Consider the following 13461-nt stretch of genomic DNA (forward strand, 5'->3'; position numbering starts at 1 on the left):
ATGGCCTATCTGACGACGTTCTTCTGGGGCTGGCTGTTGGGCTCGCTGCTGCTTGGGCTGGCGATGGGCTGGATTTCCATCGTTCAGCACGGCGAGGGCGTATCGAAAAACTGGAAGCGGTGGCTGGCGGCGTTGGCGGTCGTGCTGGTCGCGGCCGCGCTTTCGCGCGTGGTTCCCGGTCGGTTTGGCTATTGGCTCGACCTCGGACTGATCATGTTTGCGCTCTATCTTTGCGGCTGCGCGGTGGGGTCGTGGCTGCGGGACTGGGTGGTCTCCCGCAGTGCGCCCGCGGCTTGAAACGCCCCGGCATGACCCCTTCCAGCCCAAGGGATTGGTCAAGGGATTGCCCAAGGGACCCGGCCGGAGCCCGATTTGGGCGCGCAGAATGCAGCAAAACTGTGCATCCACTGTCATCAATTCCGCCTAATAGATTGAAGAACCGCGTTTTATTGTCGTTAGACGAATTCCACTCCGGCCCAAAACGCGCTACTGGAGTGCCTAGGGAGCAGCGGAGTGTCGGCGGAATTCGCACCGTTGCCGTCGTCGCGGGATCGCAATTCGAGGTCTAGATGCTGGAAGCAATACGCAGGGCGATTTCGTTTCTGCGCCAGAAGCAGGTCCTGCATAAGCTCGGGGTTGTGATCAGTATCGCGGTCATCGGAACCGCGTGCTACGTGCTCTATCACATGCTGCGGGGCATCGACTCCAACGAGGTGATCGAGGCCATCAAGAGCACGGAACCACGCCAGATCGTGCTGGCGGCGCTGTTCGTGGGCGCGGGTTACTTCACGCTGACCTTCTACGATCTGTTTGCGGTGCGGGCGATCGGCCACACCCACATCCCCTACCGCGTCACCGCCCTGGCCGCCTTCACCTCCTATTCGATCGGCCACAATGTCGGCGCCAGCGTCTTCACCGGCGGCGCGGTGCGCTACCGGATTTATTCGGCCTGGGGTCTGAACGCGATCGACGTCGCCAAGATCTGCTTCTTGGCCGGGCTCACCTTCTGGCTCGGCAACGCCGCCGTGCTCGGGCTGGGCATCGCCTATCATCCGGAAGCCGCAGCTTCGATCGATCAGTTGCCGGCCTGGCTCAACCGTGCCCTGGCGTTTGCGATTATCGCCGGCCTCGTCGGCTATGTGGTCTGGGTCTGGAGCCAGCCCCGCGGGGTCGGCCGTGGACCCTGGAGCGTGACGCTGCCGGGCGGGCCGCTGACGCTGCTGCAGATCGGCATCGGCATCGTCGACCTCGGGTTCTGCGCGCTGGCGATGTATATGCTGGTGCCGGGCGAGTCCAATGTCGACTTTATCTTCGTCGCGGTCATCTTCGTCTCGGCGACGCTGCTGGGTTTCGCCAGCCATTCCCCTGGCGGGCTCGGCGTCTTCGATGCCGCCATGCTGGTCGGCCTCTCGCAGATGGACCGGGAGGATTTGCTGGCCGGGATGCTGCTGTTCCGGGTCCTCTATTATATTGCGCCTTTTGTCATATCTGTAATCTTGCTGACGCTTCGGGAGGTTATCCTGGGTGCGCGGTCGAAGCGCCTGCGCCAGTTGGCGCCTGGCCCCGACGCCGAGCCGAGACGTGAGGCCGTCTATGTGCGCGAGCGTGGAGACACCGGCGCCTGAAAGCGCGTAAAAGATGCAAAAGACAGAGGGAACAAAGCCAACAATGGCGATAGACGATTCCTCCTCTTCCTCCTCCTATTTTGCCCCATGGTCCGACCGGTTACGGCATTCGGCCATTATCCTGCTGGTCGCGGGCCTCGCTTTGTCGGTATTCGTTGCGACCGGCGAACTCGGGGTGGCGCGCGCCGTTGCGGCCTTCATCTGCATTGCCGCCGCAGCCCTGGTGCCATGGCGGCTGCATGATACGGCCACCTCGCGCGAAGACGTTCGCGGCGTCAATCCGGTCGAAGCCGCCGCCGTCAGCGCCGTCGTGGCCGGCATGCCGGATCCGGCCGTGCTGCTCGACCGCGCCGGCCGCGTGATCCATCTCAATGCTGCGGCAGCCCAGCTTGCCCCCGCTTTGCGCAAGAACGAGCTTGCCCAGTTCGCGCTTCGCTCGCCCGAAATCATCACCGCCCTGCGCGAGGCGATCGCGACCAGCGAGCCGCGCCGCGCGACCTATCTCGACCATGTGCCGGTCGACCGCTGGATGGAGCTGATCATCACGCCGGTGCCGGTGCCGACGCTGTTCGGCGGCGCCGACAAGTGCATGCTGATGACGTTCCACGATCAGACGCCGCTGCGCCGGGTCGAGGAGATGCGCGCCGATTTCGTCGCCAATGCCAGCCACGAACTGCGTACGCCGCTCGCCGCCCTGTCCGGCTTCATCGATACGCTGCAAGGGCCGGCCAAGGATGACGTCAAGGCGCGCGAGCGCTTTCTCGGGATCATGCACGCGCAGGCGACGCGCATGGCGCGGCTGATCGACGATCTCTTGTCGCTGTCGCGGGTCGAATTGTCGGCGCATGTTCGGCCCGATACCTCGGTCGACATCGTGCCCATCATCCGCCAGGTCGCCGACGGGCTGGAGCCGCTGGCGCATGAACGCCAGGTCGCCATCGAGATCGATCTGCCTGAGCTGCCGGTGACGATCGCGGGCGATCGCGAGGAGCTGCTGCGGCTGTTCGAAAATTTGATCGAGAACGCGCTCAAATATGGCGCGTCCGGCGGCAAGGTCATCGTCTCGCTGGTGCATGCGAATTCCGCCGATGGCGCGCCGGAAGTCCGCGTCCTGGTGCGCGATTTCGGGCCCGGAATTGCCCCGGAGCATCTGCCGCGGCTGACCGAGCGGTTCTACCGGGTCGATGTCGGCGACAGCCGGGCGCAGGGTGGAACCGGGCTCGGTTTATCCTTGGTGAAACATATTGTTAACCGCCATCGCGGCCGGCTTTTGATCGAAAGCGTGCCCAAAAACGGGGCCACTTTTACCGCCTGCTTTCCCCAGGCGAAACCCCCGGCAGGGACTTAAACTCTAGCGATTCCAATCGCTTGAGTCTGTCATCCAACTGTCATCGAACCTTCGTAAAAGCTCTATTGACCGCACCTAAACGGATGCGGCGTGAGCGCGATCGGGCGTTAACAGGCGCTTCGCTCACCAGATGGAGACCAGCCATGAATTTCATCAAGACAATCGTCGCGGCAGGCCTCGTCGCCGCCTCGACCTCGGCATTCGCCGCCGATATCACCGGCGCAGGCGCCACCTTCCCGTTCCCGGTCTATTCCAAGTGGGCCGATGCCTACAAAAAGGAGACCGGCAACGGTCTGAACTACCAGTCGATCGGCTCCGGCGCCGGCATCAAGCAGATCCTGGCCAAGACCGTGACCTTCGGCGCCACCGATGCGCCGCTGAAGGCTGAGGCCCTCGAAAAGGATGGCCTCGTGCAGTGGCCGATGGTGATGGGCGCGATCGTCCCCGTCGTGAACCTCGAAGGCATCAAGTCGGGCGAACTCGTGCTCTCGGGCGAAGTGCTCGGCGACATCTATCTCGGCAAGATCAAGAAGTGGGACGATCCCGCGATTGCCAAGCTCAATCCGAAGCTGAAGCTGCCGACCGACGCCATCACCGTGGTCCGCCGCTCCGACGGTTCGGGCACCACCTTCAACTTCACCGACTATCTGTCGAAGTCGAACGCCGAGTGGAAGGCCAAGGTCGGTCTCGGCACCGCGGTCGAATGGCCGACGGGCGTTGGCGCCAAGGGCAATGAAGGCGTTGCCGGCAACATCGGCCAGACCAAGAACGCGATCGGCTACGTCGAGTACGCCTACGCCAAGCAGAACAAGCTGACCTATGCCGCGATGGTCAACAAGGCAGGCAAGACCGTGCAGCCGACGGTAGCCTCGTTCCAGGCTGCTGCGGCCAACGCCGACTGGGCGAAGGCGCCCGGCTACTACGTGATCCTCACCGACCAGCCCGGCGAAACCTCGTGGCCGATCACCGCCGCGACCTTCATCCTGATGCACAAGTCCGCGACCGATAAGGCCGCGTCCCAGGAAGCCATCAAGTTCTTCAAATGGTCGTTCGAGAAGGGCGGCAAGATGGCTGAGGAGCTCGACTACATCCCGATGCCGGACTCCGTGGTCAAGCTGATCGAAAAGACCTGGACCGCCGAGATCAAGAGCTGAACTTAAGAACAAGAGCCGGGCGGCGTTCCGGCCCGGCGACAATGGGAGCGTGCTCCCACTTTGCCCAACCCGGGTCTTTCCGGGTTGGGTCTTTCCCTCCGGCGAGGAGGGCGAATACGGGCGGGTCTGGTTTGCCGAGTGACTTGGTCGACAGGGTCTTGGTCGACAAGGTCTTGGCCGACAGGGGTCTTGGTTCAAGAGTCCGGTGCAAAACCGGCGCCGGGTCCGGGGCAGTTGGGCTATACAGTACAGGGGATTGGCGTGGCAGACATGGCCGTTCAGAGCGACGTGATGGAAGCTGCAGGACCTTACGATCGCGCCAGGGCCCTCAGCGCCTTCAAGCTTGGTGACGTTACCTTCTATTGGCTCACGCGCGCCTGTGCGATCTCGGTGCTGCTCATTCTCGGCGGCATCATCTTATCGCTGATCGTGGGCGCCTGGCCTGCGATCAGGGAATACGGCTTCTCGTTCCTGTTCACCTCGCGCTGGGCGCCATCAGCCGATCCGCCGGTGCTGGGCGCGCTCGGGCCGATCTACGGCACGCTGATCACCTCCGTGATCGCGATGATGATCGCCATTCCGGTCGGTATCGGCATTGCGGTGTTCCTGACCGAGATCTGTCCGATCTGGCTGCGCCGTCCGATCGGGCTCGCGGTCGAACTGCTCGCCGGCATTCCCTCGATCATCTACGGCATGTGGGGCTTCTTCGTGCTAGGCCCGTTTTTGGCCAACTCGTTCCAGCCGTTCATGATCAGCATCTTCGACGGCGTCCCGGTTCTCGGCACCATCTTCGCAGGTCCCCCGTCCTATCTCAGCCTGTTCAACGCCGCGCTGATCCTTGCGATCATGGTGCTGCCCTTCATCACCTCGATCTCGGTCGACGTCTTCAAGACGGTGCCGCCGGTGCTGAAGGAAGCCGCCTACGGCGTCGGCTGCACCACCTGGGAAGTCGTCCGCAACGTGGTGATCCCCTACACAAGGGTCGGCGTGATCGGCGGCGTGATGCTGGCGCTCGGCCGCGCGCTCGGCGAAACCATGGCGGTCACCTTCATCATCGGCAACTCGTTCAAGATCTCATCCTCGATCTTCGCGCCGGGCACCACGATCTCGGCGGCGATCGCCAGCGAATTCGCCGAGAGCGACGGCCTGCACCAGTCCGGCCTGATCCTGCTCGGCCTGCTGCTGTTCGTGCTGACGTTCTTCGTCTTGTCGGCCGCCCGGCTGATGCTGATGCGGCTGGAAAAGAAGGCGGGGAACTGAGCCATGAACCCGATTTACGCCTCCCGCCGCCGTAACGACATCATCATCCGGGGCCTCTGCGTCGGCGCCGCCTTGTTCGGCGTGACATGGCTCGCGCTGATCCTGTTCACGCTGTTCTATAACGGCCTGGCCGGCCTCAACCTGGCCGTCTTCACCCAGGACACGCCGCCGCCCGGCTCGACCGATGGCGGTCTGCGCAACGCGATCATCGGTTCGATCATCATGACTGCGATCGGGGTTGGCATCGGCGCGCCGCTCGGCATGCTGGCCGGAACCTATCTGGCCGAATACGGCAAGCATGACCGGCTCACCTCGGTGATCCGCTTCATCAACGACATCCTGCTCAGCGCGCCCTCGATCATCATCGGCCTGTTCGTCTACGGCGCCATCGTGGTGCCGATGGGCGGCTTCTCGGCCTTTGCCGGCTGTCTGGCGCTGGCCGTGATCGTGATCCCCGTGGTGGTTCGCACCACCGAGGACATGCTCGGCCTGGTGCCCAATCCGCTGCGTGAAGCGGCGTCCGCGCTGGGCCTGCCGCGCTCGCTGGTGATCAAGCGGATCGCCTATCGCGCCGCGCGAAGTGGTCTCATCACCGGCGTGCTGCTCGCCACCGCCCGCGTCGCCGGCGAAACCGCGCCGCTGCTGTTCACCGCGCTGTCGAACCAGTTCTTCAGCCTCGACCTCACCAAGACGATGGCGAACCTGCCGGTCACCATCAACAACTTCGTGCAGAGCCCCTACGAATACTGGAAGCAGCTCGCCTGGAGCGGGGCGCTGCTCATCACCCTGACCGTACTCGCCCTGAATATTGGCGCGCGCATCCTTGGCGCCGAGAGGACCGCAAAATGACCGAAGTTTCTGTATCCATGAGTGCCGTCAACGCGGGCGTTCCCCACGTGGCGCTGCCCGACGCGCCGCCGAAAGTGACCGCGCGGGGCCTGAACTTCTACTATGGCGAGCACCACGCGCTGAAGAACATCAACCTCACGCTCGGCACCCACCGCGTCACCGCCTTCATCGGGCCGTCCGGCTGCGGCAAGTCCACGCTGCTGCGGATCTTCAACCGGATGTACGACCTCTATCCGGGCCAGAAGGCGACCGGGCAATTGATGCTCGACCAGACCAACATCCTCGACCCCAAGCTCGATCTCAATCTGCTGCGCGCCCGGGTCGGCATGGTGTTCCAGAAGCCGACGCCGTTTCCGATGACGATCTACGAAAACATCGCCTTCGGCATCCGCCTTTATGAGAAGATCTCGAAATCCGAGATGGACGGCCGCGTCGAAAAGGCGTTGCGTGGCGGTGCGCTGTGGAACGAGGTCAAGGACAAGCTGAATGCATCGGGCCTCAGCCTGTCCGGCGGCCAGCAGCAGCGGCTCTGCATCGCGCGCACGGTGGCGGTGCGCCCTGAAGTGATCCTGTTCGACGAGCCCTGCTCGGCGCTGGACCCGATTTCGACCGCCAAGGTCGAGGAATTGATCACAGAATTGGCGGAGGACTACACCATCGCCATCGTGACCCATAACATGCAGCAGGCGGCGCGCGTCTCGGACAAGACCGCCTTCATGTATCTCGGTGAATTGGTCGAATTCGACGACACCAACAAGATTTTCACCTCGCCGAGCGATCGACGCACCCAGGATTACATTACCGGCCGGTTCGGCTAAGCGCACATCGCGAGGAGAAGACAATGGCTTCAGAGCATACCGCGAAGGCGTTCGACAGCGATCTTCAGGAATTGACCCGCCTGGTCGCCGAAATGGGCGGCCTTGCTGAACGCATGATCACCGAATCCGTCGATGCCTTGATCCGGCGCGACGTTGCGCTCGGAAAACGCGTCGTCGCCTCCGACGCCGAGATCGACCGCCTGCAGCACCTGATCGAGGAACGCGCGGTGCTGACGATTGCCCGCCGCCAGCCGATGGCCATCGACCTGCGCGAGATCGTCGGCGCCATGCGGGTGGCCACCGATCTGGAACGGATCGGCGACCTCGCCAAGAACATGGGCAAGCGCGTCGCGGCGCTGGAGAACGATTTCCAGCCGCTGAAACTGATCCGCGGTCTCGAACACATGACCGATCTGGTGCAGTCGCAGGTCAAGTCCGTGCTCGACGCCTACGCGTCGCACGACCTGCCGGCGGCGATGGCGGTCTGGAAGGGCGACGAGGAAGTCGACGCCATCTGCACCTCGCTGTTCCGCGAACTCCTGACCTACATGATGGAAGATCCGCGCAACATCTCGTTCTGTATCCATCTGATGTTCTGCGCCAAGAACATCGAGCGGATCGGCGACCATGCCACCAACATCGCCGAGACCGTGTTCTACATGATCGAAGGCCAGCAGATCCTCGACAAGCGCCCGAAGGGCGACATGACGAATTTCGCCACGACTGTGCCGGGAAACTAGTTACTGAACTGACAGCGGAACGAGAGACGTTTTTCGCGTATCGACAGCGCGTCAAAACACAAGAGGCTTACATAGATGAACGCACGCATTCTGGTGGTTGAAGACGAGGAAGCGCTCACCACGCTTCTGCGCTACAACCTCGATGCCGAAGGCTATGAGGTCGAAACCGTCGCCCGCGGTGACGACGCCGATACACGGTTGAAGGAGCGGGTGCCCGACCTGATCGTGCTGGACTGGATGCTGCCGGGCCTGTCCGGCATCGAACTGTGCCGCCGCTTAAGGGCGCGGCCGGAGACCAAGGCGCTGCCGATCATCATGCTGACCGCGCGCGGCGAGGAAAGCGAACGGGTGCGGGGGCTGGCGACCGGCGCCGACGACTACATCGTAAAACCCTTTTCGGTGCCGGAGCTGCTGGCGCGGGTGAAGGGCCTGTTGCGGCGGGCGAGCCCGGAGCGGCTGGCCACCGTGCTGACCTATGGCGATATCGAACTCGACCGCGAGAAGCGCCGCGTCGCGCGCTCGGGCCGTCCGATCGATCTCGGCCCCACCGAATATCGCCTGCTGGAGTTTTTCCTGGAACATCCCGGCCGCGTGTTCAGCCGCGAGCAACTGCTCGACAGCGTCTGGGGCCGCGACATCTACATCGACGAGCGTACCGTCGACGTCCATATCGGCCGCCTGCGCAAACTGCTCAACCCCGGCCGCGAACAGGACCCGATCCGCACCGTGCGCGGCGCCGGCTACGCGCTGGATGATCGGTTCGCGAAGGTGGAGTAGCCAATACTCCATCGTCGTCCCGGCGAAGGCCGGGACCCATAACCACAAGTATCGATTTTTGAAGCGAGCTGGAGCTCCAGCCAAGCCTAACCACGATCGCCTGTGGTTATGGGTCCCTGCGTTCGCAGGGACGACAGCGGATATTTTCCGCGTAGCTGATGCGCAGCTCTTACCTGGTCGGCTTCGGCGCCGGGCGGCGGCGATCGGAGGCCGGCTGATAGGCGATGCGCGAGTGATGCGCGCAATAGGGCAGGCTGCTGAGCGCCTTGCCGCCGCAGAAAAAGAATTCCGAGCTGGAGGGGTCGCCGATCGGCCAGTGGCAGGTGGCCTCGTTCAATTCGAGCAGCGTCAGCCGCTGGCTCATCGGCACCACATTGTCGTAGGCGACCGGATCCGGCTCCATCTCCACCTCGAAGGCGTGGGCCAGCGCGGTGTTACCGCGCGACACCGGGCGCGCCACCCGCATCATCTGCTGGGCGGGGCGCGCCTTGCGCTGACGCGGCGCGGCCGAGGAGGGGCTCTTGGCACGGCCGGAGAGACCCAGCCGGTGCACTTTGCCGATCACTGCATTTCGCGTCACATTTCCGAGTTCCGCGGCGATCTGGCTGGCGGAAAGTCCGCCCTCCCAGAGCTTTTTAAGCTGCTCGACGCGCTCGTCGGACCAGGTCAATACCGTCATCGCATTCTTCCCTTCGCACAGAGCCGGCCAAACCGGGGGCAGCGCTGGCGATGCCAATTCTCAAAAATCCCAGCGGGCAGAATCCCTTAGCCCTCGCCGGGCGCAAAAAAGCCGCCCGAACGTTTACGCCTTACAAAATGGACTCTAGGGGTCAGTACTTCCGCACGAGATGTCGTACCCGACAGCCCAGACGCTACAATATGGCGGGACTCTGGCGCAAGAGTCCGCGTCCGTGCGTCCACATGTTCCGGTATTTATGCATTGTAATTGGAGTTTTCCACGGCACCGGAATGCTACGGATTGCTTTATCTTGCACCGCAGGGAAGCGGTTCGAGCATGATCCGGAAAAGTGGACGCCGGTTTTCCCTCGGGACAAGCGCAAGGCGCTTGCCCGGAGATCATGCTCAAAACAAGCGGATTTCGGCGTGTTGACACGGTCCAAAGCCAGCATAGAATGCCTGTCACGTGCCGCCCCGAAAAGGCGGCACGTTTTGTTTTCGCAAGACCGGCTGTGCCGCGTTCGCGCCAATGCACGCTATGTGGCCGGTCTCTAACCGTCAGTGATAGCCATGACCAACAGCGCCCCGTCGCATCTGCTTCCCGTATTCGCGAGAGTCGATCTCGGTTTCGAACGCGGCGAAGGCGCGTGGCTGATCTCGACGTCAGGCGAGCGCTATCTCGACTTCACCTCGGGTGTGGCAGTGAATGCGCTCGGCCACTGCCATCCGCATCTGGTCGCAGCCTTGCAGGAGCAGGCCACCAAGCTCTGGCACATGTCGAACCTGTTCAGGAGTCCGGACGGCGACAAGCTTGCAGCAAGGCTGTGCGAGCAGAGCTTTGCCGATCTGGTGTTCTTCTGTAATTCCGGCGCGGAAGCGATGGAATGCGCGATCAAGGTCGCGCGCCGCTATCACGCCGCCAAGGGACATCCCGAGCGCTACCGCATCGTCACCTTCGAGGGCGCGTTCCACGGCCGCACGCTGGGCACGCTGGCGGCGACCGGCTCGGCCAAATATCTGGAAGGTTTCGGTCCGCCGCTGGACGGCTTCGACCAGGTCGCGCATGGCGATCTCGAAGCGGTGAAGAAGGTGATCGGGCCGCAGACCGCCGCCATCCTGATCGAGCCGGTGCAGGGCGAGGGCGGTGTCCGCAGCGCGCCGCATGCGTTCTACAAGGCGCTCCGCCAATTGTGCGACGACAAGGGCCTGCTGCTGATTTTCGACGAGGTGCAGACCGGCATGGGCCGCACCGGCGATCTGTTTGCCTATAAGCGCCTCGGCGTCACCCCCGACATCATGTCGCTGGCAAAAGCGCTCGGCGGCGGCTTTCCGATCGGCGCCTGTCTCGCCACGGCAGAGGCGGCGTCCGGCATGACGCCGGGCTCGCACGGCTCGACCTTCGGCGGCAACCCGCTGGCGATCGCCTCCGCCAACGCGGTGCTCGACGTGATGCTCAAACCCGGCTTCTTCGACCACGTGCAGAAAGTGTCGCTGCTCTTGAAACAGAAGCTCGCTTCCGTGGTCGATCGCTATCCTTCCGTGCTGGCGGAAGTGCGCGGCGAAGGGCTGCTGATCGGCGTCAAGGCCGTGGTGCCCTCGGGCGATCTCGTCGCCGCGCTGCGGGACCAGAAGCTGCTGACGGTCGGCGCCGGCGACAATGTCGTGCGCTTCCTCGCGCCCCTGATCGTTTCCGAATCCGAGATCGAGCAATCCGTCCAAAGCCTCGAACGCGCCTGCATCGCGCTGTCAGGCGACAAGAAGAAGGCGGCGGGGTGATGAGCAAGTCCCTACGTCACTTTCTCGATATCAGCGAGCTGCCGCCGAAGGAATTGCGCAACATGCTGGACCTGAGCGTCGCCATGAAGGCGAAGCTGAAGGCGCATGAGACGCCCAGAAAGCCGCTCGAGGGCAAGACGCTGGCGATGATCTTCGAACGGCCGTCGACCCGCACCCGGGTCTCGTTCGACGTCGGCATGCGCCAGCTCGGCGGCGAGGCCATCATGCTGACCGGCGCGGAAATGCAACTCGGCCGCGGCGAGACCATCGCCGATACCGCGCGCGTGCTGTCGCGTTACGTCGATGCGATCATGATCCGCATCCTCAACCATGATGCGCTGCTGGAGCTTGCCGCCAACGCCACCGTGCCCGTCATCAACGGGCTCACCCGGCGCTCGCATCCCTGCCAGGTGATGGCTGACCTGATGACGTTCGAGGAGCATCGCGGTTCGATCGAGGGCCGCACCGTGGCCTGGACCGGCGATGACAACAACGTGCTGGCGTCATGGGCGCATGCGGCGGAGCGTTTGAAGTTCAAACTGAACGTGGCCACCCCGCCGCAGCTCGCGCCGAACAAGGCGATGAAGGACTGGATCAAGGCGACGCAGGCGCCGATCGTGCTCGGCAACGACCCGGAAGCCGCCGTCGCCGGCGCCGACTGCGTCGTGACCGACACCTGGGTGTCGATGGGCGACAAGGACGGCGAGCATCGCCACAACGTGCTCAAGCCCTACCAGGTCAACGCCCAGCTGATGTCGCTGGCCAAGCGTGATGCGCTGTTCATGCACTGCCTGCCGGCTCATCGCGGTGAGGAGGTCACCGACGAGGTGATCGACGGCCCGCAATCGGTGGTGTTCGACGAAGCCGAAAACCGCCTGCATGCGCAAAAGGGCATTCTGGCCTGGTGTTTTAACGAAGTGGCGTAGAGGCCCCAACGTAACTGTCGTCCCGGCCTAGTGCGCAGTTGCGCACGGGGGCCGGGACCCATACGCCGCGGCTCTAACGATTGAAGGCAGTGGTTGACGCCTTGCCTTACTCAGAACTCCCTGTGGCTATGGGTCCCGGCCTTCGCCGGGACGACGTAATACCCCCTTTCGATTCATCCTCTTCGACCCCAGATAAAGCGCCATGACTCAATCCCCCGACATCAAAATCACGCCCTCAGCGCCGATCCGCGCGCCATCGGCGGTTCCCATCGACGATGCAGCGCTGCCGTTCGAAGTCAACGCGCTCGACCTGCGCGGACGGCTGACCCGGCTCGGCCCCGCGCTCGACGACATCCTGACCAAGCACGATTACCCGGCTCCGGTCTGCAAGCTGCTCGGCGAAGCCATCGTGCTGGCAACGCTGCTGGGCTCGTCCCTGAAGTTCGACGGGCGCTTCATCCTGCAGACCCAGACCGACGGCCCGGTGTCGTTCCTGATCGTGGATTTCCAGCTGCCGGATCGGCTGCGCGCCTATGCGCGCTTCGATGCGACGCGGCTGAAGGACGGGCAGGACTCCGGCGCGCTGCTGGGCAACGGTCATCTGGCGATGACCATCGACCAGGGCGCGGACATGAGCCGCTATCAAGGCCTGGTGGCGCTGGAAGGCGGCAATCTCGAAGACGCCGCGCATGAATATTTCCTGCGCTCCGAGCAGATCCCGACGCGCGTGCGGCTTGCGGTCGGCGAGGAATGGCGCGGCAGCGGCGACGGTCCGAAACACCGCTGGCGCGCAGGCGGCATGCTGCTGCAATTCCTGCCGCAGGCGCCGGAGCGGGCGCGGCAGGCCGACCTCGATCCCGGCGATGCGCCGGAAGGCGCCGTGACCCATGCGGTGGCCGAAGACGACGCCTGGGTCGAAGGCCAGTCGCTGATCTCGACCGTCGAGGATGTCGAACTGCTCGATCCGGATCTGTCAGGCGAGCGCTTATTGTATCGCCTGTTCCACGAACGCGGCGTGCGCGTGTTCACGCCGTTAGCCCTGCGCGCGCAATGCTCCTGCTCGCGCGACGCGGTGTCATCGATGCTGAAAAGCTTCCAGCCGCAGGACCGTGCGGAAATGGTCAAGGACGGCAAGGTGGTGGTGACCTGCGAGTTCTGCTCGTCGGTCTATGAGTTCACGCCGGATGAAGCGGGTGTGGAATAGGGATGCGATTCTGCCTACCACCGTCATTGCGAGGAGCGTAGCGACGAAGCAATCCATTCCTCTGCTTGCGGCGCTACGGATTGCTTCGCTGCGCTCGCAATGGCGGATGCGCGGCAATCAGTGCGACAAAACAACCCGTCGGGCAAATCAGTTCTGATTTAAAGAAATCCTGTCAAGCCATGAAATAAAAAATATTTCTGTTTACCAGAACACAAATCAGGGGCATATATTCGCCCATCCCGTCCTACTCAGAAGGGCGTCGGCCGTCGTCACGGACGTTGGACGGGTTGCGGTGGACGCTGGTTT

General features: G+C 63.4%; 13 protein-coding genes. 12 read left to right on the forward strand and 1 reads right to left on the reverse strand.

All coding sequences use genetic code 11. The features are described from left to right. The 9 genes from JQ597_RS24720 to phoB all read left to right on the forward strand — a co-directional run bounded on the left by JQ597_RS24720 (position 1) and on the right by phoB (position 8571). On the forward strand, positions 1-297 hold the full coding sequence (locus JQ597_RS24720; protein WP_212267520.1) for a hypothetical protein: 297 nt from the start codon (positions 1-3) through the stop codon (positions 295-297). Between the two features lie 272 nt (positions 298-569). Beyond that, a complete protein-coding gene (locus JQ597_RS24725) occupies positions 570-1625 on the forward strand; it encodes a lysylphosphatidylglycerol synthase domain-containing protein (RefSeq protein WP_212267522.1) in 1056 nt (351 codons plus the stop codon). Positions 1626-1668: 43 nt separating this feature from the next. After that, positions 1669-2973: an ATP-binding protein gene (locus JQ597_RS24730; protein WP_212267524.1), complete on the forward strand. Its 1305-nt coding sequence runs from the start codon at positions 1669-1671 to the stop codon at positions 2971-2973. A 143-nt stretch (positions 2974-3116) separates the two neighbouring features. Further along, the gene (gene pstS / locus JQ597_RS24735; protein WP_212267525.1) at positions 3117-4127 is read left to right on the forward strand and encodes a phosphate ABC transporter substrate-binding protein PstS; all 1011 of its coding nucleotides are present in this window, start codon (positions 3117-3119) and stop codon (positions 4125-4127) included. Positions 4128-4397: 270 nt separating this feature from the next. Beyond that, positions 4398-5387, forward strand: a complete 990-nt coding sequence (pstC, locus tag JQ597_RS24740; protein ID WP_212267572.1) for a phosphate ABC transporter permease subunit PstC — start codon at positions 4398-4400, stop codon at positions 5385-5387. A gap of 3 nt (positions 5388-5390) precedes the next feature. Further along, positions 5391-6236: a phosphate ABC transporter permease PstA gene (gene pstA, locus JQ597_RS24745; RefSeq protein WP_212267528.1), complete on the forward strand. Its 846-nt coding sequence runs from the start codon at positions 5391-5393 to the stop codon at positions 6234-6236. Continuing rightward, complete coding sequence (pstB, locus tag JQ597_RS24750; RefSeq protein ID WP_212267531.1) at positions 6233-7054, forward strand: phosphate ABC transporter ATP-binding protein PstB; 822 nt, start codon at positions 6233-6235, stop codon at positions 7052-7054. The genes pstA and pstB overlap by 4 nt, the downstream gene beginning before the upstream one ends. A 23-nt stretch (positions 7055-7077) precedes the next feature. Beyond that, entirely contained in the window at positions 7078-7794 is a 717-nt protein-coding gene (gene phoU, locus JQ597_RS24755; RefSeq protein ID WP_212033448.1) for a phosphate signaling complex protein PhoU, read from the forward strand. 75 nt (positions 7795-7869) lie between these two features. Then, positions 7870-8571 (forward strand): phosphate regulon transcriptional regulator PhoB, encoded by a 702-nt coding sequence (phoB, locus tag JQ597_RS24760; RefSeq protein WP_192735463.1) that lies wholly within the window; start codon positions 7870-7872, stop codon positions 8569-8571. A 169-nt stretch (positions 8572-8740) separates the two neighbouring features. On the opposite strand, the gene JQ597_RS24765 is transcribed toward phoB, so the two are convergent. Then, a complete protein-coding gene (locus JQ597_RS24765) occupies positions 8741-9250 on the reverse strand; it encodes a GcrA family cell cycle regulator (RefSeq protein ID WP_212267534.1) in 510 nt (169 codons plus the stop codon). A gap of 569 nt (positions 9251-9819) precedes the next feature. On the opposite strand from JQ597_RS24765, the gene JQ597_RS24770 reads away from it, so the two are divergent. The 3 genes from JQ597_RS24770 to JQ597_RS24780 all read left to right on the forward strand — a co-directional run bounded on the left by JQ597_RS24770 (position 9820) and on the right by JQ597_RS24780 (position 13155). Further along, on the forward strand, positions 9820-11025 hold the full coding sequence (locus JQ597_RS24770) for an aspartate aminotransferase family protein (protein ID WP_212267537.1): 1206 nt from the start codon (positions 9820-9822) through the stop codon (positions 11023-11025). Beyond that, on the forward strand, positions 11025-11951 hold the full coding sequence (gene argF / locus JQ597_RS24775) for an ornithine carbamoyltransferase (RefSeq protein ID WP_212267539.1): 927 nt from the start codon (positions 11025-11027) through the stop codon (positions 11949-11951). Before JQ597_RS24770 ends, argF begins: the two co-directional genes overlap by 1 nt. 202 nt (positions 11952-12153) lie before the next feature. Beyond that, complete coding sequence (locus JQ597_RS24780; protein ID WP_212267541.1) at positions 12154-13155, forward strand: Hsp33 family molecular chaperone; 1002 nt, start codon at positions 12154-12156, stop codon at positions 13153-13155. The last annotated feature ends 306 nt before the right edge of the window (positions 13156-13461 follow it).

The organism is Bradyrhizobium sp. AUGA SZCCT0177 (genome assembly GCF_018130125.1).
GTDB lineage: Bacteria > Pseudomonadota > Alphaproteobacteria > Rhizobiales > Xanthobacteraceae > Bradyrhizobium.

What these genes read in the sequence shown, in the direction of transcription:
- pstS (WP_212267525.1), top strand. Translation starts at nt 3,117, where the DNA reads ATGAATTTCATCAAGACAATCGTCGCGGCAGGCCTCGTCGCCGCCTCG.
- JQ597_RS24780 (WP_212267541.1), top strand. Translation starts at nt 12,154, where the DNA reads ATGACTCAATCCCCCGACATCAAAATCACGCCCTCAGCGCCGATCCGC.
- pstC (WP_212267572.1), top strand. Translation starts at nt 4,398, where the DNA reads ATGGCCGTTCAGAGCGACGTGATGGAAGCTGCAGGACCTTACGATCGC.
- phoB (WP_192735463.1), top strand. Translation starts at nt 7,870, where the DNA reads ATGAACGCACGCATTCTGGTGGTTGAAGACGAGGAAGCGCTCACCACG.
- pstB (WP_212267531.1), top strand. Translation starts at nt 6,233, where the DNA reads ATGACCGAAGTTTCTGTATCCATGAGTGCCGTCAACGCGGGCGTTCCC.
- JQ597_RS24725 (WP_212267522.1), top strand. Translation starts at nt 570, where the DNA reads ATGCTGGAAGCAATACGCAGGGCGATTTCGTTTCTGCGCCAGAAGCAG.
- phoU (WP_212033448.1), top strand. Translation starts at nt 7,078, where the DNA reads ATGGCTTCAGAGCATACCGCGAAGGCGTTCGACAGCGATCTTCAGGAA.
- JQ597_RS24765 (WP_212267534.1), bottom strand. Translation starts at nt 9,250, where the DNA reads ATGACGGTATTGACCTGGTCCGACGAGCGCGTCGAGCAGCTTAAAAAG.
- JQ597_RS24720 (WP_212267520.1), top strand. Translation starts at nt 1, where the DNA reads ATGGCCTATCTGACGACGTTCTTCTGGGGCTGGCTGTTGGGCTCGCTG.
- JQ597_RS24770 (WP_212267537.1), top strand. Translation starts at nt 9,820, where the DNA reads ATGACCAACAGCGCCCCGTCGCATCTGCTTCCCGTATTCGCGAGAGTC.
- pstA (WP_212267528.1), top strand. Translation starts at nt 5,391, where the DNA reads ATGAACCCGATTTACGCCTCCCGCCGCCGTAACGACATCATCATCCGG.
- argF (WP_212267539.1), top strand. Translation starts at nt 11,025, where the DNA reads ATGAGCAAGTCCCTACGTCACTTTCTCGATATCAGCGAGCTGCCGCCG.
- JQ597_RS24730 (WP_212267524.1), top strand. Translation starts at nt 1,669, where the DNA reads ATGGCGATAGACGATTCCTCCTCTTCCTCCTCCTATTTTGCCCCATGG.